The following is a 23,961-nucleotide window of genomic DNA, read 5'->3' as shown; positions in this document are numbered from 1 at the left end:
GTCGCCATGACCGCAACACTGCACGCCGACGGGCTGTCCGCATCCCGCGGCGAGCGCACCCTCTTCTCCGGGCTCGACCTCGTCGTGGCCCCCGGCGACGTGATCGGGCTGGTAGGCGCCAACGGCGCGGGCAAGTCGACCCTGCTCTCCATCCTGTCCGGACACACCACCGCCGACATCGAGGGCGCGGTGACGCTCAGCCCGCCGCACTCCACCGTGGGCTATCTCACTCAGGAACCCGAACGCCTCGCAGGCGAGAGTGTCGAGGGATTCCTCGGCAGGCGCACGGGCGTCACCGGGGCGGAGGAGGAGATGAACGCGGCCGCGGAGGCGCTCGCGGAGGACGGCGGCGACGACCGGTACTCACACGCGCTCGAACGGTGGCTCGGCCTCGGCGGGGCCGACCTGTCCGAGCGCGCCGAGAAGGTGCTGAGCGACCTCGGCCTGGACGTCGGGCTCGACGCGGAGATGACCGCACTGTCCGGCGGCCAGGCCGCGCGTGCCGGCCTGGCCTCGCTACTGCTCTCCCGATACGACGTGCTTCTGCTCGACGAACCGACCAACGACCTGGATCTCGACGGCCTCGAGCGGCTCGAACGGTTCGTCGAGGAGGCCCGCACCGGCATCGTGGTGGTCAGCCACGATCGAGAGTTCCTGGCGCGGACCGTGACCGGAATCGTCGAGCTCGATCTCGCCCAGCAGCAGATCGCGGTCTACGACGGCGGCTACGAGGCCTACCTCGCGGAGCGGGCCATCGCCCGCCAGCACGCGCGGGAACGCTACGAGGACTACGCCGACACCAAGTCCGGTCTCGAGGATCGCGCTCAGATGCAGCGCAATTGGCTCGAGCACGGTGTCCGCAACGCCCGACGGAAGGCCAAGGGCGCCGACTCCGACAAGATGGGACGCAAGGCCCGCTCCGAGTCCACCGAGAAGCAGGCCGCGAAGGCCAGGCAGACGCAGCGCCGCATCGAGCGGCTCGAGGTCGTCGAGGAGCCCCGCAAGGAGTGGGAGCTTCGGATGCAGATCGCGGACGCCCCGCGAAGCGGCACCGTGGTGGCCACCGTCAGTGGCGCGGTTGTTCAGCGTGAAACATTCCGGCTCGGACCGATCAGCGCCCAGATCGAATGGGGCGACCGGGTTCTCATCACCGGGCCGAACGGTTCTGGCAAGACGACACTGCTTCGGCTGCTCCTCGGCAAGCTCGTTCCCGACGAGGGCACCACGGCGCTCGGGTCCGGCGTCGCGGTCGGTGAGGTCGACCAGGCCCGCGGACTGTTCGAGGGCGACGAGGCGCTGGCGGCGGCGTTCGGCGCCCAGGTCCCCGACTGGCCCGACGCCGAGGTACGCACCCTGCTGGCCAAGTTCGGCCTGCGCGGCGCGCACGTGCTGCGGTCGGCGAGCTCGCTCTCCCCCGGCGAACGCACCAGGGCCGCACTGGCTCTGCTCCAGGCCCGCGGGGTGAACCTGCTCGTCCTCGACGAGCCGACCAACCACCTGGATCTGCCCGCCATCGAGCAACTCGAGCGCGCGATGGACGAGTACGAGGGCACTCTGCTCCTCGTCACCCACGACCGGCGGATGCTGGACACGATGCGCAGCACCCGCCGGTGGCGGATGGATGGCGGTCAACTCACGGAGGCCTGATCAGCTACCGAAGAGCTGCTGGCCGATGTAGCCACCCTTGGCACAGCCGGGCGGGATCGCGAACACCGCGGACCCGATCGGCGTCGTCCACTGGTTCAGCATGTCCAGCTCCGAAAGTCGTTGCTGGATGGGCACGAACTGGGCATCGACGTCGGCCTGGTAGCAGACGAAGATCAGACCCGAGTCCGAGATCTCGCCCCCGGCCGGCGCCTCGTCGTAGTTGTACCCGCGCCGGTGGATCCGCTGCCGCGGGTCCGCCGACCTGGCCCTGGCGATGTGCGAGAACTCCGGGATCACCGGAAACCCGGTCGCGCCCACCGCGGCGAAATCGGGCTCGTCGTGTTCCGAGTCGCCGGTCAGCGGAGCCCCGTCCGACAGCCTGCGCCCCACCGATTGCTCGCGTCCCGGCCGGTCGACCTTGTCCCACTCGTCGAGGTCGAGGTGGGTGCGCCGGATCACCACCGAGGTTCCGCCTGCCATCCAGGCCTGTCCGGATCCGGTGTCCCAGACCAGGTCCGCGAAATCCGCGGTACCGGGCGACGGGTTCACCGTGCCGTCCACCTGACCGAACAGGTTCCGCATCGTGGTGCCGGGGGCCTGCGTGCCGCGGGCCCGGCGGAAACCGCGCTGGGTCCAGCGCACCGAGCCGACACCCGCGGACCCCTTGAGCAGCACCCGCAGCGCGTGCGCCACGGTGACCGGGTCCTCCGCGCCAACCTGGAGCAGAAGATCCCCACCGCTCCACCGGTCCTCGAGCCGGTCCACCGCGAACGGGGGCAGCGGCCGCAGCCACGCAGGGCGCAGGTGCTCGGCGTTCCCGAGCCGGAAGACGCCCGGACCGAAACCGACCGTCACCGTGAGCCGGGTCGGCTCGGTGGCCAGGTCCGGTTCGGTGTCCGCCAGCGCCGCCCGGCCCTCGGTGAGCCGGGCCGCGTCCTCGGTCCACACCTTCAGCAACCGGATCAGCGCGGCCCGGTCCACCTCCGGTCGGAGATCGAGCGCGACGAACGTCGAGTGCGCCTGCGGCGCCGTGGCGATGCCCGCCTGATGCGTGCCGTAGAACGGCTCGACCTCCGACACGGTGGGCACCGGAGGCCCCGCCGACTGCGGCTCCTGGTCGAGCGTGACCTCGCGTGCGCCCCAGGCCAGGCCGGTGCCGCCGAGAACGACGGCACCGGCGCTGAGCAGGCGGCGCCGGCTCAGCTCAGCCATGATTCCCTTCGTAGCTCTCGTTGGCTCCGGTGAAATCCCGTACCTGGACGGTGGTCTCGGCGGTGGACCCGTCGCCGAAGGTGAGGGTCAGCGGCACGTCGGTGCCCGCCTTCACGGGGGCGGGCAGGCGGAGGAACATGATGTGATCCGCACCGGGCTCGAGCTTGTGCGTGCCCGAGGCGGGGATGGTCACCCCGCCCTCCTTCTTCTGCATCACCATGGTCCCGTCGGGGCCCATCGCCATCTCGTGCACCTCGACGGCAGGCGAGATCGGGCTGCTCACCGCGACCAGGGTCGCGTCGGTCCCGGATCCGTTGACGAGGGTGCCGAAGGCCGCGGTCATCCCGCTGTCGGCCGCCTTCACCCAGGACTCGGTCAGGGTCACCGATTCGGCGGCCGGACGCGCTTCGTCGGCAGAGTTGTCGGAGTCCGACGAGCAGCCCGCGATTGCGAGTCCCATGGACAGAGCGGCGCCTGCGGCCAGCATCCGCCGGCGAGAGAAGATGTTGTTGCTCATGATTGATGTTCCTTCGATACGAGTTCGTTTGTCTTGGAGTGTTTTCCGGAGCGCCACGCGGCGATCCCGAGCGCGAGCCCGGCGATCACCAGGGCGACCGGCCCGAGCAGGCGGCGGTACAGCGGCGATGATTCCGCGGTAGGCGGCCGCTCGGCGGGCGCCTGCGCAGCGGAGACCGGCGCCGGCGTCGTCGCGGCGCCCGCATCCCCGGAGGGCGCGCCCACCTGGTAGCCGAACGTCCCGGTGAGCGGGTGCCCGTCGTCGGACACCGCCCGCCAGCGGACGTTGACGGACCCGGAGCCGGCCTTCACCCGCTGGATCATCCTGGCGCCGTCGCGCGTGACCGGGCCGTCGTCGAGCCGGGTCCCGTCCGCGGTGGTGACCACGATCGCGGCGCCCGTCTTCTGTACCGCCGTGGAGAAGGTCAACACCACCTCGGTGGGCGCCGCCGCCAGCACGCCGTCCCGCGCGGGAGACGTGGACAGCAGCTCTGAGTGCGCCGACGCCACCGGTGCGGTCAGCACGACCGCGCCCAGTGCCAGCAGCAGGGCGATCGCCGCCCGCCTCATGCCGGTTGCCGCCTCGAACGCAGCCCCAGCAGCACGTCCACGATCAGGAAGCCGAGCAGCGAGAGGCCGAGCAGCGGCACGAAGATGCCGACGGCAACCGCGATCACCGCGATGCCACCGATGGCGGGCCAGGGCAGCCGCCGCAGGGCGCCGCGGCGCGGCACGGTGCCGAGCGCGAAGCCCTCCGACCGGCGGGGACGCCGCTGCCACCACATCCGGTAGCCGGTCACGATCAGCGTGATCAGCGACAGCGCGAGCGCCCCGAGCAGCAGCTGGTTGGCGAAGCCGAACAGCGTGCCCATGTGGCCGGCGATCCCCCACTGGCTCAGCTTGGCCGCCAGCGGCCAGTCCGCGAACCGCTGCTCGTCGGTGACCTGCATCGTCGCGGCGTCGACCGCGATCGAATCGCCGCCGGTCGCGGTCTCCTTCACCGTCCAGGCCTTTGAGGCGCTGGCCGGGATCGTCGCGGACAGCGATCCGGTCATCCCCTGATCGCGAGCCACCGCCAGCACGCCGTCCACGGCCGACGGGTCCGTGGGAGCGCCGTCGGCGACCGGGACGGCCGGTGCGCCGTGCCCCGCGTGCTCGCCCGCGGGCGCAGCCTGGACGGACCCGAGCGTGATGTCCAGCTTCGGGGTGGTCCAGCTCATCTCGGTGCGGACCGTCTTCACGTTCTTGCCGGCATGGTCCGACCAGGTCAGTCCGGTGATCGAGAGGAAGACCAGGCCGAGGGCCGCGCAGGCACCGACGACACCGTGCCAGTTCAGCGTGCTCCGCCGCCCGGTCACCGACCGGTCCACCGTCAGCAACCGGCCCCGGTCGCCGTTCGCGCGATCGCGGCGGTGCTTGGTCCACCACAGGTACAGACCGGCAAGCACGATCACGCCGAGCCAGGATGCGGCCAACTCGCTGTAGAGGTTGCCGACCTCGCCCAGGTGCAGGTTCTTGTGCAACGCCGACAGCCAGGCACGCAGCGGCAGGTCACCGGAGTCCGTCGCCAGTGCGCCGAGCACCTTGCCGCTGTCCGGGTCGACGAAGACGGTGGTCTCCCCCGAGCCGACGCTCGGGTCGGCGAACGCCACCCGGGTCGACCCTCCTGCCTCGGCGGTCTGCAGCGACAGCAGCGTGGACGGGTCGCGGCCGTCGAGAGCGGCTTGGAGTTGCTCGGACGCGGGCAGCGGACTATCCGTGGCGGGCGCCTCGAGGTAGTTCCCGTAGGCGAGCTTCTCCAGCGTCGGCGCGAACGCGTAGATGAATCCCGTCAGGGCCGCGACCAGGAGGAACGGGCCGACGAACACGCCCGCATAGAAGTGCAGTCGCAGCAGGAGCTTGCGCAGCGCCTGGGATTCGGTGCCCGGCGGCGTGGATTTGGGCACGCCGGGTTCGGTGGTGATGGTCATGACATCGCTTTCGTCGATCAGACTGTGGGTGCGCGGGACCCCATGGGAACCGCGAGAGACCGCGCCCGGGCCGAGGCGGCCGTGGTTACGCGGTGGGGTGAGATGTGATCAGACGAAAAGCGGTGGGCCGCGCCGCGATACCGACACGCGGCAGAGCGCGGACACGAGCGGGTGCACCTCGACGACGGGTCGCCAGCTGCGGGGTCGTTCGAGGACGGGGAGGGCGACGACGAGTGCGGCGACGACCGCGCGCAGCGCGGCCTCCGTGCGCGGGCCGATCCGTTCGGCCGCCGCGATGAGCGCGGCGCAGACACCGATCGCGACGGCGTGCGCGGCGAGCATCTGCGGGCTCATGCCGCCGATCGGACCCGAGGCCATGTCCGCGTGGTGACCGCCGCCGCCGAACGCCAGCGTGGTGTGGGCGCCGAGCTGCCCGACCGCCAAGATCGGGACCAGCGCCGGGCCACCGCGGCGAAGCACGGGGACGGCGGCCATCACGGCGACCAGCACCGCGGAGAATCCGACGAGAAGCATGAGGGTGGACCCGGCGGGCAGTCCGCCGCCGCCCACGCCGTGCGCGGCGACGGCCACGGCCGCGGTGGTCGAGCCGACGGACGCACAGCGCACACGGCGAGAGAGCTTCTCACCTGGGCCGACACGCATGGGCGAACGGTACTACATCGAGTAGGACTCATTCGACGGCCATGGGGACTACTTGACAGACTGTTGTGTTTTCCCAACAATCTGATGCATGAGCCCGGTACGGCGCGGCGAATCGCGCCACATCTTCAACCGCATCGCGGTGCTGCGGGCCGAGCGCTCGCTGAGTCGGGTCCGGCTGGCCGAACTGATCGAGGTGAACCCGCAGACCGTGGGTGCGCTCGAACGCGGCGACCACTACCCGAGCCTCGACCTGGCGATGCGGATCTGCGAGGTGTTCGGCCTGCCGATCGAGGCGGTGTTCTCGCGGAACGAGTTCACGCCGCTGTCCACCGAGCTCTACCGATCACGCGAGTCAGGAGTGAACCGAGATGCCTGAGATGAACCTCGTCGAGCGTTATCAGGCGCACCGAGTGCGCCGGTTCCTCGCGAACTCCGACAAGTGGCGGCACCTACTGCCCGGCTGGCGGACCCAGCGCCGACGCCGCATCCTCGTGGTCGCGCTCGCCGTGACCTTCGCCTTCATGCTCGTGGTCGGGGTGCTGTGCCACTTCTTCGAGCAGGCCCCGCTGCTGTGGCTGCCCGCCTGCCTGCTGTTCTTCCTAGTCTGGCCGTCGCTGGCCATCGTCTCGGGCCGTCAGGGCGACGCGCCCGCCGGAGCCCTGGACGAGTGGGAGGTCCAGCAGCAGAACAGCGCCCGTTCGATCTCCCTGAGCATCACCCAGTGGCTGGTGATGATCCCCGTGATCTACCTGACCTACGGCAGTGCCGTCACCGGCGGCACCCACACGACCATGGCCTACACGGGCGGGCTGCTCACCCTCACCATGCTGATGATCGGCGGTTGCCTGCCCGCGATGATCCTGGCCTGGAGCCGCCCCGACCCCGATCCCGAGTCCGATGAATTCCCCATGGAGGCAGCGTGACCGACAGCCACACCCTCACCATCGACCGCATCTCCAAGCGCTACGGCGACGTGGTCGCGCTCGACGACCTCAGCTTCGAGGTGCGCCAGGGCGAGATCTTCGGTTTCGTCGGCAGCAACGGCGCGGGCAAGACCACCACGATGCGGATCGCGCTCGGGGTGCTGTCCGCCGATTCCGGCGAGGTGCGGCTCGGCGGCCGACCCGTCGACCTGGACGTGCGTCGCACCATCGGGTACATGCCCGAGGAGCGCGGCCTCTACCCGAAGATGAAGGTCGGCGCCCAGCTCTCGTACCTCGCCGAACTGCACGGACTCTCGCGCGCCGAGGCGAGATCGGCGGTGACCCGCTGGACCGAGCGGCTCGGGATCGCCGAACGCGTCGGTGACACCGTCGACTCGCTGAGCCTGGGCAACCAGCAGCGGGTCCAGTTGGCCGCGGCGCTGGTGCACGACCCGGCGGTGCTGGTCCTGGACGAGCCGTTCTCCGGTCTCGACCCGGTCGCGGTGGACGTGATGAGCGACGTGCTGATCGAGAAGGCGAGGACCGGGGTGCCGGTGATCTTCTCCAGCCACCAGCTCGACCTGGTACAGCGACTGTGCGACCGCGTCGGCATCATCAAGCACGGCAAGATGCGCGCGATCGGCACCGTCGACGAACTGCGTGGCGGCGAGAGCGCCCAGCTCGTCGTGCACGCCCCCGGCGCGACCGCGGACTGGGCACGGCATCTGGCGGGGGTGAGCACCGTGAGCCACTCCGACGGTCGCACCGTGCTGACGCTCGACCCAGGAGCCGACGACCAGGAGATCCTCGCCGCCGCCATGAAGACCGGACCGGTGCACGAGTTCTCGTTGCACCGCCCGTCCCTCACCGAACTGTTCCGAGAGGTGGTCGCGGCATGAACACCGCCCGCGCAGTACGCCTGGTCGCCAGGCGCGAGTTCCTCACCCAGGTCCGCAAGAAGAGCTTCCTGATCAGCAACGTGGTCATCCTGATCGCCATCGTCGGCGGCATCGTCGGGTACTCGATCTTCTCGGGCGGCGACGACGCCGACCGCGCCGCCATCGGACTGGTCGGGGACCAGTCGCTGTCCCCTGCCCTGGTGGCCGCCGGAGAGCAGGTGGGCACGTCGGTTGAGGTGTCCGAGATCCCCGACGAACAGACCGCCCGGGACCGCGTCGGCAGCGGCGACCTGGACGTGGCTCTGATCCCGAACCCGGACGGATCCGCCACCGCGGTCACCGAATCCGAGATCGACGCCGGGCTGCGCACCGTCGTCGACATCGCGGTCACCGGCCAGGCACAGCAGCGGGCGCTGACGGCCCAAGGCGTCGACGTCGAGCAGTTGAGCGCGGACATGGGCGCGGCCGTGGTCACGGTGGAGACGATCGATCCGCCCGATCCCGAGGAGGGCCAGCGCATCGCGATGTCCATCGCCGCGGTGACCCTGCTGTACATGCAGATCCTCGGCTTCGGCATGTATGTCGCGATGGGCGTCGTGGAGGAGAAGTCCAGCCGGGTGGTCGAGCTGCTGCTGTCCACCCTGCGCCCGCTGCAACTGTTGTGGGGCAAGGTCATCGGCATCGGCGCGGTCGGGCTGGTGCAGCTGGCGGCGTACGGTGTCGCGGGAGTCGGCGCCGGACTCGCGACCGGCGTCCTGACCGTCACCGGCACCGCGCTCGGCGTGTTCGCGGGCACCCTCGGCTGGTTTGTCCTCGGCTTCACGTTCTTCGCGGTGCTCTACGCCGCGGCCGGCTCGATGGTCTCGCGCCAGGAGGACGTGAACTCCACCACGATGCCCCTGATGCTGCTGATCATGGCGATGTTCTTCTCCGCCTTCTCCGCGGTCGGCAACCCGGACGGCACCCTGAGCAACGTGCTGAGCTGGATCCCGCCGTTCTCGGCGATCCTGATGCCGCTGCGGATGGCGGCCGGGGTGACCGGCCCGGTGCAGGTGATCGGCACCATCGCGCTGATGACCGTGGTCACCGTGGCGCTCTCGCTCGTCGCCGCGAAGATCTACCAGCGCTCGATCCTGCGGGTCGGCAAGACGGTGTCCTGGCGGGAGGCGTTCGGCCGATAGGGTCGGGCCATGACCGTGCGCCTGTCGGCCCAGCAGATCCTGGACCTGGTACTCGATTCCGGGAGCTTCGAATCCTGGGACCGGCCGCCCGTGCCGGTCGAAGCGAACGCCTCCTACCGCGCCGACCTCGACGCGGCCGCCGCCAAGACCGGCTTGGACGAGTCCGTGATCACCGGGGTCGGGACGGTTCGGGGTCGCCGGGTCGCGGTGATCGCCTGCGAGTTCGGATTCCTCGCCGGGTCCATCGGCGTCGCGGCCGCCGAGCGGATCGTCACCGCGATCGAGCGGGCGACCGCCGAGCGGCTGCCGCTGCTGGCGTCCCCGACGTCGGGCGGCACCCGGATGCAGGAGGGCACCCTCGCCTTCGTGCAGATGGTGAAGATCGCGGCGGCGGTCACAGTGCACAAGGCCGCACACCTGCCGTACCTGGTGTACCTGCGCAACCCGACGACCGGCGGGGTGTTCGCGTCCTGGGGTTCACTCGGGCACGTCACGGTCGCCGAGCCGGGGGCGCTGATCGGTTTCCTGGGCCCTCGGGTCTACCAGGCGCTGTACGGCGAGAAGTTCCCCGAGGGCGTGCAGACCGCCGAGAACCTCTACAACAGCGGCGTCATCGACGGTGTCGTGGCACCGGAGTGGTTGCGGCACCTGGTTCATCGCGCGTTGCGGGTGATGACCGGCGAGACCGGGCGGTGGCAGGACCCGCATCCCGAGCCCGCCGACATTCCGGACGTGCCCGCCTGGCAGTCGGTGATGCTCTCGCGCCGGGCCGACCGTCCCGGCATCCGGCAACTGCTGCGGTACGCGGCCACCGAGCAGATCCCGCTCAGCGGCACCGGGCAGGGCGAGGCCGACCAGACCGTGCTGGTGTCGCTTGCGCGATTCCGGGGGGCGCCGTGCGTGCTGTTCGGCCAGGACCGCAGCGGTCAGTCCCCGGAACACACGATGGGACCGGCCGCGCTCCGCGAGGCGAGGCGGGCGATGAAACTCGCCGAGGAACTGCGGATCCCGCTGGTGCTGGTCATAGACACGCTCGGCGCCTCGCTGTCGAAGGAGGCCGAGGAGAAGGGGCTGGCCCCGGAGATCGCGCGCTGCCTCGCGGACCTGGTCACCCTCGACACGGCCACCGTCTCGGTGCTGCTCGGGCAGGGCACCGGCGGCGGCGCCCTCGCACTGCTGCCCGCGGACCGGGTGTTGTCCGCGCAGAACGGTTGGCTCGCACCGCTTCCCCCGGAGGGCGCGAGCGCCATCGTGCACCGCGACACCACGCACGCGCCGCAGATGGCCGCCGCTCAGGGCATCCGCTCACTGGACCTGTTGCGGGACGGCATCATCGACGCGATCATCCCGGAGTTGCCCGACGCGGCGGACGAGCCGATCGGGTTCTCCAAGCGGGTCGGCGAGGCGATCGCCAGGGAGCTGTCCGGCCTGGTCGATCAACCCGCGGCGGATCGGTACGCGGCCCGGATCGCGCGCTATCGGAACCTGGGCGTGCCGCGCTGAACCGTCAGCGATATCCGGTGGTGTCGGCCGGTTTTCCGGGATCCTGGACCTCGACCAGGTATCGCCACGCATCGGGCCTGCTGCCGTCGAGATCGGTGAAGCCGTACTCCCGCGCCAGCTGCCCGCTGGAGAGCGACCTCCCGTTCCAGCGCGCGACATCGGGATCCTGAGCGAGGGCCGCGACGCCCCGGCCCACGTAGCTGGGGCTCTCCGAGATGGCGAAATGCGGGATCCGCTCGGTGGCATCGCGCCAGTTCGCTTCGGTGACCCCGAAGTTGTCGAGCATCATCTCCGAGCGCAACCAGCCCGGAGTGACCAGGACCGCGGTCGCACCGCGCGGGCCCAGCTCGTGGGCCAGCCCGAACGCCATCCGGCTCACCGCGGCCTTGGCCAGGTCGTAGAAGAAGGACACCCGATAGTTGGCGGCGTTGTACTCGTCGGTCCCGTCGGTCACCTCGACGACCAGGCCACCCGGGGTCTCCAGGAGGAGCGGGATCGCGAAATGGCTTGTGATGGCGTGGGTGTCTACGCCGAGCCGCAGGTACCGCAGGCCAACATCGAGGGAGGACTCCCACACCGTCTTGTCCCACTCCATCTCGGTGGCTCCCCAGATGTCGTTGACCAACACGTGCAGGGCGCCCTGCTCGTCCCGGATCCGCGCCACCAGTGCGCGCACCTCCTCGGGCACCAGGTGGTCCACCCGGACCGGGATCCCGTGACCACCCGCGGCGTCCACCAGGGCCGCGGTCTCCTCGATCGTCTCCGGCCGGTCCATCTCCGACCGCAGCGACCCGCTGGTGCGGCCGGTGACGTAGACGGTTGCGCCCGCCGCACCGAGCTCGGTGGCGATCCCCCGGCCCGCGCCCCTGGTCGCGCCCGCGACCAATGCCACCTTCCCCCGCATCAAGAAGCTCCGCCCGCCGCGGTCGCGGGGATGATCACCGCCACCACGATCGCGGCGTTCACGGCCTCGACCGTCCTGCGGACGGCCGCCCCCGCCCACTCACCGTCGGCGATCTCCTTGGCCCGCTTCTTGATTGCGCGTCGGTCACCGTCCGTGACGACCTTGGCCGCCGCGTCGACGGCGGAGAGCAGCGAGATCAGCGCGGCAGTCCGCTCGGTCGGGGCGGCGCCGTCCACCAGTGCCGCGCGCAGCTCGTCGCGGACCGCACGCTCGTGGCTCTCGTCGACCGCGGGCCACACCGTGGTCGGGAAGATCCCGAGCAGGCGCCCCTTCGACTCACGAACCCAACCCCTGTCCACGATCCGTTGGAGAAGGGCCTCGCGGAGCCGCTGGTCGATCTTCTCGATCGCACGCTCCGGCTTGAGCGGCTTCGATTCCCGGATCCGTGCGACCGCGCCCGCGAGGATCGGGTCCTCGGGCGGCTCGTCCTCGCTCAGCACGAGCCTGCCCTTCTTCACCTCCTCCCCCTCACCGGCCGGGCGAACCAGGCCACCCAGCGCGAGTTCGAGGAGGACGGCACCGGCCAACGCCCTTGGCAGCGCGGTGCCGTCGATCAGCGGCTTGCCGGATTCGTCGTCGAGCAGGAGCAGGAGCAGATCTTCGGCGAGAAGAGTCATGCATCCACGGTACTTCGGATCAGTAGGGTGAGGGCCATGAGCACCGCGGGCGCGTACAGGTCAGCCATCGCCGAGAGCACCGCCGACCCGGACGCCTTCTGGCTCCTGGCCGCGGAGGCCATCGACTGGGACACCGCGCCGACGAGTGCCCTCGACGACTCCGATGCCCCGATGTACCGCTGGTTTCCCGGCGCCACGCTGAACACCTGCTTCAACGCGCTCGACCGCCACGTCGCCGCCGGTCGCGGCGAGCAGGCGGCGCTGATCTACGACTCCGCGATGCTGGGCACTGCCCGCACCTACAGCTACGCCGAGATGCTCGACGAGGTATCGCGTTTCGCCGGCGTTCTGGTCGCGCAGGGCGTGACGGCGGGCGACCGGGTGATCGTGTACATGCCGATGATCCCGGAGGCCGCGATCGCGATGCTCGCCTGTGCACGCATCGGCGCGATCCACTCCGTGGTGTTCGGCGGTTTCGCGGCCGCGGAACTGGCCGCCCGCATCGACGACGCCGAGCCGAAGGCCCTGATCACCGCGTCCGGCGGACTCGAACCGGGCCGGACCATCGAGTACCTGCCCATCGTGGAGCGGGCACTCGGGTTGACCGCGAACGCACCCGGCACCGTGATCGTCAAGAACCGCGGGCAGATCCCGGGATCGGCGGGCGACGTCGCGGGCTGGCTGGACTGGGACGCGGCGGTCGCCGCCGCCGAACCGGCCGGCTGCGTGTCCGTCGCCGCGACCGATCCGCTCTACATCCTGTACACCTCCGGCACCACCGGAAAGCCGAAGGGCGTGGTCCGCGACAACGGCGGCCACGCGGTCGCCCTGGCCTGGTCGATGCGCAACCTCTACGACATCGGCCCTGGTCAGGTGATGTGGACGGCATCCGACGTCGGCTGGGTCGTCGGGCACTCGTACATCGTCTACGGCCCGCTCCTTGTCGGCGCGACGACGGTGCTCTACGAGGGCAAGCCGGTCGGAACCCCCGACGCGGGCGCGTTCTGGCGCGTGATCGGCGACCACGGCGTGCGCGCGCTGTTCACCGCGCCGACCGCGATCCGGGCGATCCGCAAGGTCGATCCGGAGGCGAAAGAACTTGCACAGTACGACATCTCCTCCCTCGCGACGCTGTTCGCGGCCGGCGAGCGACTCGACCCCGACACCTACGAGTGGGCCACCGCGAAGCTCGGCGTCCCGGTGATCGACCACTGGTGGCAGACCGAGACCGGCTGGGCCATCTGCGCGAACCTGCGCGGGCTCGAGCCGATGCCCATCAAGGCAGGCTCCCCCACCGTGCCGGTGCCCGGCTATCACGTCGAGATCCTGGACGGGGAGGGCGCGCCGCTACCCGCAGGCGCCGAGGGCAACATCGTCATCACGTTGCCGATGCCGCCCGGCACGCTGGCCGGGCTCTGGCGGGACGAGGACCGGTACGTCAAGTCCTACCTGGCGACCTTCCCCGGCCACTACCTGACCGGCGACTCCGGCTACATCGACTCCGACGGCTACGTGTTCGTGCTCGGCCGCAGCGATGACGTCATCAACGTTGCGGGGCACCGGCTTTCGACAGGGAGCATGGAGGCCGTCGTCGCCGGGCACGCCGCTGTCGCCGAGTGCGCGGTGATCGGGATCAAGGACGAGCTCAAGGGACAGCGGCCGAGCGGATATGTCGTGCTCAAGGCCGGCGCCGACATCGACCCGGAGCAGCTCCGGGTCGAGCTGGTGGCCATGGTGCGCGATCAGATCGGAGCGGTCGCGACCTTCCGTGACGTGACCGTCGTACAGGCGCTGCCCAAGACACGCTCCGGGAAGATCCTGCGCAAGACCATGCGGCAGATCGCCGACCACGACGAGTACACCGTGCCCTCGACCATCGAGGATCCCGCGGTGCTCGACGCGCTGGCGCGACTGCTGGGTGGGCAGGACGCCTAGGACGGTCGGGGCGGGCGGGGGACGAAAAACCCCGTGCGCGCCTGATACTCGGCGTAGCCCGGACGCTGCGACATCGACTTCTCGAGCAGCCGGGCACCGGTGGCGTACACGAGAAAGTAGGTCATCAGGACCGGGGAGGCGATGGTGAGCGGCCCGGGCCACACGCTCGCGGCGACAAGCCACAGCCCCCACCACACACACGCGTCACCGAAGTAGTTCGGGTGACGGGTCCATGCCCACAGCCCGACGTCCATGACGCGGCCGCGGTTGGCTGGTTCCGCCTTGAAGCGCTCGAGTTGGCTGTCGCCGACGGCCTCGAACACGAACCCCACGACCCACACGGCCGCGCCGAGGCCGAGGACCGCGACACCGGGCCCATGGGTGGCGCCGAGCACCGCGGATAGTTGCAGCGGCAGCGACACGAACCACTGCGCGGCTCCCTGGGTGAGGAAGATCTTCCGTATCACCACCACGGTGCGGGAACCCGCCGAGCGGGCCAGCAGCTCCTCGTAGCGGGGGTCCTCGCCGCGCCCCCTGGACTTGACGTGCATGTGCCAGCTCAGGCGCAGCCCCCACACTGCGACCAGAAGCACCAGCAGAACCCGGCGCGTCACATCGCCCCCGCCGACCGTCGCCGCCACCACCGCTACCAGGACGAAGCCGAGGCCCCAGGACACATCGACCACGTTGTAGCGCCCGATCCTGCGGCCGATCGCGAACGTGGCCGCCTGCAGCAGCACCAGCACCAGCAGGCTGGTCACGCTGACCGCGGCAAAACCCGCGGGACCGGTGGCGTTCACCGCGGACCGATCCCACGGTCGAAGACGATCTGCTGGACGTCGAGATAGCCCGAACGGAACCCCGACTCGGAGTAGGCCAGATAGAACAGCCACATGCGCCGGAAGGTCTCGTCGAACCCGAGCGCGGCGACGTCGGCGCTGCGCGCGGCGAACCGGTCCTTCCACAACCTCAGCGTTTCCGCGTAGTGCCCGCCCAGCGACGTCAGCTCCCGCACCCGGAGTGTCGTGTGCCGAGAGGTGACCGCCTCGATCGCCTCCGTCGACGGCAGGCAACCGCCAGGGAAGATGTACTTGTGCACCCAGGTGTAGGTGTCCCGGGTGGCCAGCATCCGGTCGTGCGTCATCGTGATCGCCTGCAACGCCACCGTGCCCTCGGGGGCGAGCAATCGGTCCAGCGCGGCGAAGTACGTCTCCCAGAACCGATGACCCACCGCCTCGATCATCTCCACGGAGACGATCGCGTCGTACTCGCCCTCGACCGCGCGATAGTCGAGCAGGTCGACCTGCACCGAGTCGGCGTGCCCGGCCTCGGCCACGCGACGGCGCGCCAGCGCCTGTTGCTCCGCCGACAACGTGACCGAGCGGACGGTGGCTCCCCGCTGCGCGGCACGGATACACAGCTCCCCCCACCCGGTGCCGATCTCGAGTAGCCGGGTGCCCGGTCCAACGCCCGCCGCGTCCAGCAGTCGATCGATCTTGCGGCGCTGCGCGTTTGCCAGCTGCTCCCATCCGACCGGTCCCCCGTGGAACAATGCGCTGGAGTAGGTCATCGTCTCGTCGAGGAAGAGCTCGAACAGGTCGTTTGACAGGTCGTAGTGCCGGGCGACGTTCGACCGTGCGTTCTGTTCGGTGCCGAGGTCGCAAGCGGGCGGCGCGGCGACGAACAGCCTGCGGAGCCGCTGCAGCGGACGTGGGACCAGTGTCTCCACCCCGGCAGCGAAGGCCGTCAGGACCGCGGCCAGGTCCGGCGCGGTCCAGTCACCCACCATGTAGGCCTCCCCGAACCCGATCAGCCCGCCGTCGGCGAGCCTCGCGGCGAATGCGTCCGGTCGCCGGATGATCATGCGCGGCAGGATGTCTCGGCGGTCGCCGGCGCCGACGACCGAGCCGTCTGGATACTCGACGCGGATCGCGAGGCGAGCGGCTGCCCGGCGGAACAGTCGATCGGCCCCTGCCGCGAGGAATCGCGCACGCGGTCCCGCTGGGACGTCCGCTAGGCCCGGCCAGATCCGGTCGTCGATGTCGGTCCTCACACTCTCCGCGGTCACTGTGCCGTCTCCTTCTGGTCGGTGGTCGGCCTGGGCGCGATGGGTACCCCACGCGCCCACAATCTGATGCCCTGCACTCTGATTCGCGCCGCGACCGTCAGCGGTGCCAGCGGCGCCGCCAGTAGTGCGTGCACCACGTTCGCGGTGGTCGCGGGTCGTCGGCGCCCACGCATGGTCGCGGCGAAGGGGGCTCGCCCGTCCCGGTGCAGCACGACACGGATATCGAGGCCCTCGGCGGGTTCCGCCAGCCGCATCGCGTAGACGCCCTCGACCTCGTTGAACGGTGAGACGTAGAACCGCTTGTCGGTCGCAGCGCAGCCGTTCCGATCGGTGCGGACCAGGTAGCAGTGCCTGCCCCCGTAGGTGTTGTGCACCTCGGCGAGCACGCAGCGCAGGTCACCGGCACTGTCGTGACACCAGAACAGGCTCAACGGGTTGAACACGTAGCCCAGCACCCGCGCGTTCATCAGCGCCGTCACCCGCCCGCCCTGCAGGTCGATGCCGTGCGCGGCCAGCACGGCATCGACCCGTTCCCTGAGGGTTCGGCCCCCGCCGGGCTCGAGATGGTCCTCGGCCCGGAATCCGGCGAACGGCTGGAGCCACCACGGCAGTCGCGGTAGCGCGTCGAGGTCGATGAACCAGCTGTAGCTGCGGTATTCGAAGGCGTTGTGAACGGGTTCCGTTCGGACGTGCCGGATCCTGGTCCGGTAGAGGGCGGCGACGGACCCGTTCACCGCGCGGCCTGCCGAACCTCGGCGGCCGCGACCGTGTCCCACACCCCGCCGACCCGTTCGGCGGCGCGCAGACCGGAGAGCGCTCCGTCCTCGTGGAACCCCCAACCGTGATAGGCACCGGCGAACGCGAGTGTCTCCGAGCCGAGATCCGCCAGACGGGACTGGGCCGCGACGGATTCCGGGGTATAGATCGGATGCTCGTAAGTCATCTCCGCGATCACAGACGCCGGGTCCACCAGGTGCGATCCGCCCAGCGTCACGAGGAATCGACGGTCGGTGACCGCGTCGATGCGCATCAATCGGGTCAGGTCGTAGGTGACGATCACCCCGTGCGGCCCGGCGCCACCATCGGGGATCAGGTAGTTCCAGGAGGCCCTGGCCCGCGGCGCCCGCGGCAGGACGGACTGATCGGTGTGCAGCTGAGCGTGATTGGTCGAGTAGGGCATGGCGCCGAGGACGGACTTCTCGAGTGTGGAGGCGCGGTCGCCGAGCATCGCCAGGGCCTGGTGGGGGTGCACGGCGACGACGGCGGCATCGAAGTACCGCACCTCGCCGGTCGCGTCGATCACGCACACCCCGTCGCGGCGGTCGATCCGGGTCACCGCGGTGCCGGTGAGCACCTCGTCGATCCGGGATGCGACCTTCTCGACGTAGTTCGACGATCCGCCGGTGACGGTCCGCCATGGCACCGAACCGAAAACGGTGAGCATGCCGTGGTGGTCGAGGAAGGTGAACAGGTACCGCGCCGGGTAGCTCGCGGCCAGCGCGGGGTCGCAGGACCAGACCGCCGCCACCAGCGGCGTCACGAAGTGGTCGAGAAAATACCGACTGAAGCGGTGTCGGGCGAGGAAGTCGGCGAGCGTCTCGTCCGCGTCCGGGCCGTCGACAGGCAGGCCGAGGACGCGGCGGGCGGACCGGTGGAACCTCGTGACCTCCGCGAGCATGCGCCAGTGCCGCGTGCGCCGCAGCGAACCTACGGTCGGGAACAGCCCACGCAGACCCCGCGCGCCCGCGTATTCGAGACCGTTGATGTCGGACCGGATCGACATCGACATGTCCGATTCCTGGGTGTCGACGCCGAGCTCCGAGAAGAGTCGGAGCAGCGTGGGATAGGTCCGGTCGTTGTGCACGATGAACCCGGTGTCCAGCGACACAGACTGCCCCGTGCCGAGGTGCACCGTGTGCGTGTGCGCGTGCCCGCCGAGCCGGTCGTCGGCCTCGTACAGGGTGACGCGATCTCGGCGGGACAGGACGTGGGCGGCGGTCAGACCGGCGACGCCGCCACCGATCACGGCGACGTTCCGGCCCGCGGGGAGGTTCTGCATACGAGTGGTTCGGAGCAGGTCCGGTTTCGGATGGGTGGCAATTCGGACCAATCTGCACGGCCATCCGCTCCGAAGCACTGTACGAGCGGACCTCCAACCGAGAGGTCGGCATTCGGAGAGGGATTGCTATGAACTCCAGCAAGCGGAAGATCCTGACGGCGTTCGGCGTCAGTGCGGTTGCCGTGCTCGGACTCGGGGCCTGTTCGTCAAACGATTCGAACTCCTCGTCCGCCTCGGAATCGGCCGCGGCGCCTCAGACGGAGACCTCCGAATCCATGGATGGCTCCGACGCCATGGCCTCCTCGTTGGTCGGCCCGGGCTGCGCCGGATACGCCGAACAGGTACCCACCGGGCCGGGTTCGGTCGACGGCATGGCTCAGGATCCCGTCGCGGTGGCCGCGTCGAACAACCCGATGCTCACGACGTTGACCGCGGCGGTGTCCGGACAGCTGAATCCAGATGTGAACCTGGTCGACACCCTCAACGGCGGACAATTCACCGTTTTTGCGCCGGTCGACTCGGCCTTCGCGAAGGTCGACCCGGCCACCATCGACAGTCTCAAAACCGACTCTGCAACGCTGACAAAGGTCCTCACCTACCACGTCGTGCCCGGTCGGATCGCGCCGAGCGACATCGAGGGTACCCAGACCACGGTCGAGGGTGGCACGGTAGAGGTGACCGGTTCCGGCGACAATTGGAAGGTCAACGAAGCCGGCGTCATCTGTGGCGGCGTCCAGACCGCGAACGCCACCGTGTACCTGATCGACTCTGTACTGATGCCGAAATAGACGAAGGGACGGGCAAATGAGGAATCCGCTCCTCCGCACCGCTGTCGGCCTGTTCTCAGCCGCAGGCGCCGTGCTCCTCGCGGCACCAGCCGCGGCCGCACCCCTGGCACCAGTCCCGTCGCTTGACGTGCAGCGGTACATGGGTACCTGGCATCAGCTCGCCGCGATACCACAACCGTTCAGCCTGAACTGTGCCAGCGACACCCGGGCCACGTACTCGCTCCTCGACGCGCAGAACGTGCGTGTCGAGAACAGCTGCACCACGTGGACCAGGGGCAGCAGCGGCGTCACCGGCAATGCGCGGGTGAACGACCCCGCCACCATGGCGCAGCTGCATGTGAGTTTCCCCGGAGTGTCCACCCAGGACTCGCTGGACGGGCCGACGAACTACGTCGTGAGCCACATCGCCGACGACTACTCGTGGGCACTGGTCGGGGACCCGGCCCGATTCTCCGGATTCGTGCTGTCGCGGTCCGCGTCGGCGACCGCCGAACGCTGGCAGGAGATCCGCTCGGTTGTCGAATCACGCGGGTACAACTCGTGCCTGCTGCTCACCTCGCCGACGACCGGAGGGCGCGAAGACATCCGCCCGCTGTGCACGGTCTGACAGGCGCCGAGCGGGTTCAGGAATCGAGGGGAAACTGCCTGGCCGCGGTGCCCGTGATGTTGTTGACCATGCCCTTGAAGATGACCCCATGGAACGGGAGGATCGCGTACCAGTAGACGCGCCCCGCAATGCCGCGGGGGAAGAAGATGGCCCGCTGATCGAGCCGGGACGTGCCCGCGGCGGCGGGATGCACACGCCACTCGAGCCACGCCCCTCCCGGCGCTCGCATCTCCGCACGCAGTCGCAGCAGGGTGCCGCGCTCGATCTTTTCCACCCGCCAGAAGTCCAGCGCGTCTCCGGTCTGGAGCCGCCGCGCGTCGCGGCGGCCGCGGGACAGTCCGACTCCCCCGACCAGTCGGTCCAGCCAGCCACGGACCGCCCATGCGAGCGGGAACGAGTACCAGCCGTTCTCCCCGCCGATACTCTCGACCACCTGCCACAGCGTCCGCTGGTCCGCCTCGCACACCTTGCTGCGCTCGTCGGTGTAGACCACCTCGCCTGCCCAAGACGGGTCGGACGGAAGGGGGTCCGAGGGTGCCCCCACCGGGGACGCATTGGCCCACGTGGTCTCCACCTCGCCGCGTTCGATGCGGCGAAGAGCCAGACCAACGGCGTCGCGGTACGAGGTCAGCCCCTCCGCAGGCGGCGGGATGACCTCGTCGATGCCGTGTTCGACCATCACGGCATCGTTGTGCAGCGACTCGATCAGGGCCCGGCCCAGGCCGGTGGGGATCGGCGTCACCAGCCCGATCCACAGACCGGCCAGCCTCGGTGTCAGCACCGGGAGCACCACGATGCGGCGGTTCGCCAGGCCCGCGACCTGCGCGTAGACCTTCATCATGTCGCCATAGCGCAGCACGTCCGGGCCCCCGATGTCGTAACTGCGGCTGTGCGGCAGTGGGGCCTCGGCGGCCGCGATCAGGTAGTACAGGACATCGCGGACCGCGATCGGCTGGATGCGGTTGTTCACCCACCTCGGTGTCGTCATCACCGGTAGCCGGTTCGTCAGGTGCCGGATCATCTCGAACGATGCGGATCCGGACCCGATGACCACCCCGGCCTGCAGCACCATCGTCGGGATACCGGAGCCGACGAGGATCTGCCCGACCTGTGTGCGGGAGCGCAGGTGCGCCGAGAGGTCGGACGTGGCGGGGTGCAACCCGCCGAGGTAGACGATCCGCGACACCCCCGAGGACCGCGCGGCCGCAACCACATTCAGCGCTCCGCGGCGCTCGGTCTCGACGAACTCGGTGCTGCCGCCCATCGAGTGGACGAGGTAGTAGACGACCTCGATGTCGGCGAACGCCCCCGCAAGCGATGCGGGATCGTTCAGATCGCCGCGCACGATATCCACCTCGGTCGCCCACGGCACGTCGTACAGCTTGTCCGGGGAACGCACCAGCGTCCTGACGCGGTGGCCCGCCGCGAGCAGCCGCGGAGTCAACCGGCCACCGATGTAGCCGGTCGCGCCCAGCACCAGAACGTGCGAGCCGCTCATGGGGAGTCGATCGCCTTGCCGAGCTGGTGGCGCAGCACCGCCTCGACCTCGGGGTGCCGGAACCCGTGCCCCGCGAGCGCGAGTCTCGTCGGGACCACGTGCTGGTCGGCCTCGGCCAGCTCGCGGGCACCCCGCTCGCCCAGCAGCAGGCGCGGACCGAGGCTCGGAACCGGCAGGACCGCGGGGCGGTGCAGGACCCGCGCGAGGGTGCGGGTGTAGTCGAGGTTGCGGACCGGGGCGGGTGCCACCGCGTTCACCGGTCCGCGGAGGGACTCGTCGAACAGGGCCCGGTGATAGACGTCCACCAGGTCGTCGAGCCCGATCCACGACAGCCACTGGCTGCCGTCGCCGATCCGCCCACCCAGCCCCGCCGCGAACAGCGGATGGAGCAGCGCGAGTGTGCCGCCCCTGGCGGACTGCACGACCCCGGTGCGCACCCGGACGACCCTCAGCCCGGCCTCCTCCGCGGGCCCGGTGGCCGCCTCCCAGTCGGCGACCACGTCGGCGAGGAACCCGTCGCCGCGGGAGCTGTCCTCGGACAGGAGTTCCTCGCCGCGATCGAATCCGTAGTAGCCGATGGCCGAGGCGGACACGAAGGTCCGCGGACCGCCGTCGGTGCGGCCCGCAAGCTCCGCCAGCAGGCGGGTCGGCCCGACACGGCTGTCCCGGATCGCCCGCATGTGCGCCGCGGTGAATCTCCCGGCGATCGACGCCCCGGCCAGGTGCACCACGGCGTCGACACCCGCCAACAGGTCCGCGGCGGGGTCCGCGGGATCCCATCGTCGCTCGTCCTGCGTCCGCGGTGCGCGCCGCACCAGGCGGATCACCCGGTGCCCGCCGGTGCTCAGGAACGCTGTCAGCGCCGACCCGACGAGACCGGAGGCGCCCGTGACCGCCACCACCGCAGGCCGGACACCCCGCTCGCTCGCCCAGCGGTGTGCGGCCAGGTCCCCGGCGAGCTGGCGATGCCGGTAGGCGAACGTCGACCGCAACAGGAACTCCGGCACCGGGGTCTCGACCCGGTCGATCACCCGGGTCGATCCCGCGGTGACCTCGGTGAAATCGTGAATGTGCCTCCAGGACAGGGTGGCCCGGACCGGGATCGATGCAAGCCCGTCGGCGGCGAGCTCGTCGACGAAGCGATGGGGTGGGTCGTACGCGGCGCCGTCGTGGCGGGCCACCCACCGCAGCCCACCGGGCAACGCGAGCACAGCGCGTCCGGTGGCGAGCGAGTCCGCCTCGGAGACGATCCGCAGCGGCTGCCACGACGGTGACAGCCGGGCGAAGGCGCCCGGCCTGCCGTACCAGTCGAAGACCTCGGCCCGGGGCGTGTCCACCACGCTCGAGTACACGATGCCCATCGTTCGACCCTAGCCCCGTTTCAGCTCGCCGTAGCGAGCCAGCGCCTCCCGGCGCTCGATGCCGTGGTCCACGATCGGGTCCGGGTAGCCGTGGGGTCGGCCGTCGGCCAACGTGTGTACCCGGGCACCGGCGATGCCGCGCAGTTCCGGCACCCAACGGCGCACATAATCGCCGTCGGGATCGAACTTCTGCCCCTGGCTGATGGGGTTGAACACCCGAAAGTACGGGGCCGCATCGGTTCCCGATCCGGCGGTCCACTGCCAGCCGTGCTGATTCGAGGCCAGATCACCGTCGACCAGGTTCCTCATGAAGTACCGGGCCCCGCGCCACCACGGCAGGTGCAGGTCCTTCACCAGAAAGGACGCGACGATCATCCGGACCCGGTTGTGCATCCAGCCCTCGGCCAGCAGCTGACGCATGCCTGCATCGACGATCGGGTACCCGGTCCGGCCCGCGCACCAGGCCGACCACGCCGATTCCGCATCGGGTCCGCTGTCGTACCGCAGCGCGCCGAAACGCGGGTCGTAGTCGCGCCGCGCGGTGTCGGGGCGGTGGTGCAGGACGTCCGCGTAGAAATCCCGCCAGGCCAGCTGCCGCCGGAACGCCGCAGGCCCGGTGCCGTGCCGACCGGCGAGATCCGCGAGCATCGTGCGCGGGTGGATGCACCCGTACTTGAGGTACACCGACATTCGGCTCGTGCGGTCGAGGTCGGGCCGGTCCCGGCCGGTGTCGTAGCCCGCCAGGTCATCGTCCAGGAACTCCGCCCACCGCGCGAGCGCCGCCCGCTCCCCCGCCCGCTCTCGGCTCGCGGGGCCCGTCCGCGGAATCGGCACGCGGATCGACAGCCCCGGATCCAGCCACGAGGCCGTGCGCGCGGAGGTGTCCGCGGGGGCACGCCAACCATGATCGAGCCAGCGCCCGAAGTACGGGGTGAACACCCGGTAGGGCGCGCCGTCGGCCTTCGTCACCCGGCCCGGCGCCACCGCGTAGGGCGAACCGGTGCGGACGAGATCGACCTCCCTCGCCACCGCGTCGTCGCGGGCACGCCCATACGGACCGAAGTCGGCGCTGACGTGCACCGCGCCTGCACCGATGTCCCGGGCCACCTGCGGCACGACGACCCGTGGATCGCCCCGGACCACGCACAGCCTGCCGCCGAGCTCCTCGTCGAGCGCTGCCAGGCAGGCGTAGAGGAAGTCGCGCCGCGGCGCGCCGGACGGTCGCAGCAACGCCTCGTCGAGCACGAAGAGCCCGAGCACCTCGTCCCCGGCGACCGCCGATAGCGTCGGAAGGTCGCCGGTGCGCAGGTCACGCCGAAACCACACGATCGCGGGGCCCATGCCTGCATTTCTACACCCCTCGCACGACAGGATTGGCCGCGAAGCTCAGCTCAGAACGGTGGCGGGTCCGGTGACGTGGCCGGGCTCGGTCGTGGGGTGTGGCCGCGGCGGCCGGAGATAGGTGGTGCGGGTGTCTTCATGGTGTGGCTGCCGTGGGCGCCGGTGGGGAGGGTGAGGGCGGTGGTGCCGGTCCTCGAGGTCCAGAGCAT

The 23,961-nt window shown here is 70.3% G+C and carries 23 protein-coding genes; 9 read left to right on the top strand and 14 right to left on the bottom strand.

Translation table 11 applies throughout. From position 1 onward, the window contains the following. Positions 1–6 precede the first annotated feature (6 nt). Complete coding sequence (locus tag C8K38_RS24100; protein WP_097213911.1) at positions 7–1,647, top strand: ABC-F family ATP-binding cassette domain-containing protein; 1,641 nt, start codon at positions 7–9, stop codon at positions 1,645–1,647. On the opposite strand, the gene C8K38_RS24095 is transcribed toward C8K38_RS24100, so the two are convergent. The 5 genes from C8K38_RS24095 to C8K38_RS24075 form a co-directional block, all read right to left on the bottom strand. Then, positions 1,648–2,859, bottom strand: a complete 1,212-nt coding sequence (locus C8K38_RS24095) for a Dyp-type peroxidase (protein WP_097213910.1) — start codon at positions 2,857–2,859, stop codon at positions 1,648–1,650. Further along, positions 2,852–3,376: a copper chaperone PCu(A)C gene (locus C8K38_RS24090; RefSeq protein ID WP_097213909.1), complete on the bottom strand. Its 525-nt coding sequence runs from the start codon at positions 3,374–3,376 to the stop codon at positions 2,852–2,854. Before C8K38_RS24090 ends, C8K38_RS24095 begins: the two co-directional genes overlap by 8 nt. Next, positions 3,373–3,945 (bottom strand): copper resistance CopC family protein, encoded by a 573-nt coding sequence (locus tag C8K38_RS24085; protein ID WP_097213908.1) that lies wholly within the window; start codon positions 3,943–3,945, stop codon positions 3,373–3,375. Before C8K38_RS24085 ends, C8K38_RS24090 begins: the two co-directional genes overlap by 4 nt. After that, positions 3,942–5,345: a PepSY-associated TM helix domain-containing protein gene (locus C8K38_RS24080; protein ID WP_097213907.1), complete on the bottom strand. Its 1,404-nt coding sequence runs from the start codon at positions 5,343–5,345 to the stop codon at positions 3,942–3,944. Before C8K38_RS24080 ends, C8K38_RS24085 begins: the two co-directional genes overlap by 4 nt. A gap of 108 nt (positions 5,346–5,453) precedes the next feature. Next, the gene (locus tag C8K38_RS24075) at positions 5,454–6,008 is read right to left on the bottom strand and encodes a hypothetical protein (RefSeq protein WP_097213906.1); all 555 of its coding nucleotides are present in this window, start codon (positions 6,006–6,008) and stop codon (positions 5,454–5,456) included. A gap of 88 nt (positions 6,009–6,096) precedes the next feature. Here C8K38_RS24075 and C8K38_RS24070 point away from each other — a divergent pair, with 88 nt between their 5' ends. The 5 genes from C8K38_RS24070 to C8K38_RS24050 are packed head-to-tail and all read left to right on the top strand — an operon-like array spanning position 6,097 to position 10,514. Then, a complete protein-coding gene (locus C8K38_RS24070) occupies positions 6,097–6,384 on the top strand; it encodes a helix-turn-helix transcriptional regulator (RefSeq protein ID WP_097213905.1) in 288 nt (95 codons plus the stop codon). Continuing rightward, positions 6,377–6,931 carry a hypothetical protein gene (locus C8K38_RS24065; RefSeq protein ID WP_097213904.1) on the top strand — a complete coding sequence of 185 codons (555 nt, stop codon included), beginning with the start codon at positions 6,377–6,379 and terminating at the stop codon, positions 6,929–6,931. The genes C8K38_RS24070 and C8K38_RS24065 overlap by 8 nt, the downstream gene beginning before the upstream one ends. Beyond that, on the top strand, positions 6,928–7,830 hold the full coding sequence (locus tag C8K38_RS24060) for an ABC transporter ATP-binding protein (RefSeq protein WP_097213903.1): 903 nt from the start codon (positions 6,928–6,930) through the stop codon (positions 7,828–7,830). The genes C8K38_RS24065 and C8K38_RS24060 overlap by 4 nt, the downstream gene beginning before the upstream one ends. Further along, entirely contained in the window at positions 7,827–9,011 is a 1,185-nt protein-coding gene (locus C8K38_RS24055) for an ABC transporter permease (protein ID WP_097213902.1), read from the top strand. The genes C8K38_RS24060 and C8K38_RS24055 overlap by 4 nt, the downstream gene beginning before the upstream one ends. A gap of 9 nt (positions 9,012–9,020) precedes the next feature. Beyond that, a complete protein-coding gene (locus C8K38_RS24050) occupies positions 9,021–10,514 on the top strand; it encodes a carboxyl transferase domain-containing protein (RefSeq protein WP_097213901.1) in 1,494 nt (497 codons plus the stop codon). A gap of 4 nt (positions 10,515–10,518) precedes the next feature. Here the strand turns inward: C8K38_RS24050 and C8K38_RS24045 are convergent, their stop codons facing one another. Beyond that, complete coding sequence (locus tag C8K38_RS24045; RefSeq protein ID WP_097213900.1) at positions 10,519–11,418, bottom strand: SDR family oxidoreductase; 900 nt, start codon at positions 11,416–11,418, stop codon at positions 10,519–10,521. After that, positions 11,418–12,095: a GOLPH3/VPS74 family protein gene (locus C8K38_RS24040; RefSeq protein WP_097213899.1), complete on the bottom strand. Its 678-nt coding sequence runs from the start codon at positions 12,093–12,095 to the stop codon at positions 11,418–11,420. Before C8K38_RS24040 ends, C8K38_RS24045 begins: the two co-directional genes overlap by 1 nt. A 36-nt stretch (positions 12,096–12,131) precedes the next feature. Here C8K38_RS24040 and C8K38_RS24035 point away from each other — a divergent pair, with 36 nt between their 5' ends. Continuing rightward, entirely contained in the window at positions 12,132–14,030 is a 1,899-nt protein-coding gene (locus C8K38_RS24035; protein ID WP_097213898.1) for a propionyl-CoA synthetase, read from the top strand. Here C8K38_RS24035 and C8K38_RS24030 read toward each other — a convergent pair. From C8K38_RS24030 to C8K38_RS24015, 4 genes are read right to left on the bottom strand one after another with little or no spacing between them, the layout of a single operon-like run. After that, positions 14,027–14,830: a DUF1295 domain-containing protein gene (locus C8K38_RS24030; RefSeq protein ID WP_097213897.1), complete on the bottom strand. Its 804-nt coding sequence runs from the start codon at positions 14,828–14,830 to the stop codon at positions 14,027–14,029. The two genes, C8K38_RS24035 and C8K38_RS24030, sit on opposite strands and share 4 nt — an antisense overlap. Continuing rightward, positions 14,827–16,098 carry a class I SAM-dependent methyltransferase gene (locus C8K38_RS24025; RefSeq protein WP_097213896.1) on the bottom strand — a complete coding sequence of 424 codons (1,272 nt, stop codon included), beginning with the start codon at positions 16,096–16,098 and terminating at the stop codon, positions 14,827–14,829. Before C8K38_RS24025 ends, C8K38_RS24030 begins: the two co-directional genes overlap by 4 nt. After that, on the bottom strand, positions 16,095–16,832 hold the full coding sequence (locus C8K38_RS24020; RefSeq protein ID WP_097213991.1) for a DUF1365 domain-containing protein: 738 nt from the start codon (positions 16,830–16,832) through the stop codon (positions 16,095–16,097). The genes C8K38_RS24025 and C8K38_RS24020 overlap by 4 nt, the downstream gene beginning before the upstream one ends. After that, positions 16,829–18,157 carry an NAD(P)/FAD-dependent oxidoreductase gene (locus tag C8K38_RS24015; protein ID WP_097213895.1) on the bottom strand — a complete coding sequence of 443 codons (1,329 nt, stop codon included), beginning with the start codon at positions 18,155–18,157 and terminating at the stop codon, positions 16,829–16,831. Before C8K38_RS24015 ends, C8K38_RS24020 begins: the two co-directional genes overlap by 4 nt. 128 nt (positions 18,158–18,285) lie before the next feature. Between C8K38_RS24015 and C8K38_RS24010 the strand changes: the two genes are divergently transcribed. Both C8K38_RS24010 and C8K38_RS24005 read left to right on the top strand, forming a co-directional pair. Then, positions 18,286–18,945: a fasciclin domain-containing protein gene (locus C8K38_RS24010; protein ID WP_097213894.1), complete on the top strand. Its 660-nt coding sequence runs from the start codon at positions 18,286–18,288 to the stop codon at positions 18,943–18,945. A gap of 16 nt (positions 18,946–18,961) precedes the next feature. Next, complete coding sequence (locus tag C8K38_RS24005; protein WP_097213893.1) at positions 18,962–19,552, top strand: lipocalin family protein; 591 nt, start codon at positions 18,962–18,964, stop codon at positions 19,550–19,552. 16 nt (positions 19,553–19,568) lie between these two features. Here the strand turns inward: C8K38_RS24005 and C8K38_RS24000 are convergent, their stop codons facing one another. From C8K38_RS24000 to C8K38_RS23990, 3 genes are read right to left on the bottom strand one after another with little or no spacing between them, the layout of a single operon-like run. Next, on the bottom strand, positions 19,569–21,050 hold the full coding sequence (locus C8K38_RS24000) for an SDR family oxidoreductase (protein ID WP_097213892.1): 1,482 nt from the start codon (positions 21,048–21,050) through the stop codon (positions 19,569–19,571). Continuing rightward, positions 21,047–22,411: a TIGR01777 family oxidoreductase gene (locus C8K38_RS23995; RefSeq protein WP_097213891.1), complete on the bottom strand. Its 1,365-nt coding sequence runs from the start codon at positions 22,409–22,411 to the stop codon at positions 21,047–21,049. Before C8K38_RS23995 ends, C8K38_RS24000 begins: the two co-directional genes overlap by 4 nt. A gap of 9 nt (positions 22,412–22,420) precedes the next feature. Beyond that, positions 22,421–23,752 carry a cryptochrome/photolyase family protein gene (locus C8K38_RS23990; RefSeq protein ID WP_097213890.1) on the bottom strand — a complete coding sequence of 444 codons (1,332 nt, stop codon included), beginning with the start codon at positions 23,750–23,752 and terminating at the stop codon, positions 22,421–22,423. Positions 23,753–23,961: the final 209 nt, after the last annotated feature.

Origin of the sequence: Rhodococcus sp. OK611 (assembly GCF_003050885.1) — a bacterium.
Taxonomy (GTDB): domain Bacteria; phylum Actinomycetota; class Actinomycetes; order Mycobacteriales; family Mycobacteriaceae; genus Rhodococcus_G; species Rhodococcus_G oryzae.
The sequence above is the reverse complement of the archived record's forward strand: the minus strand, read 5'-3'. Positions and strand labels throughout refer to the sequence as shown.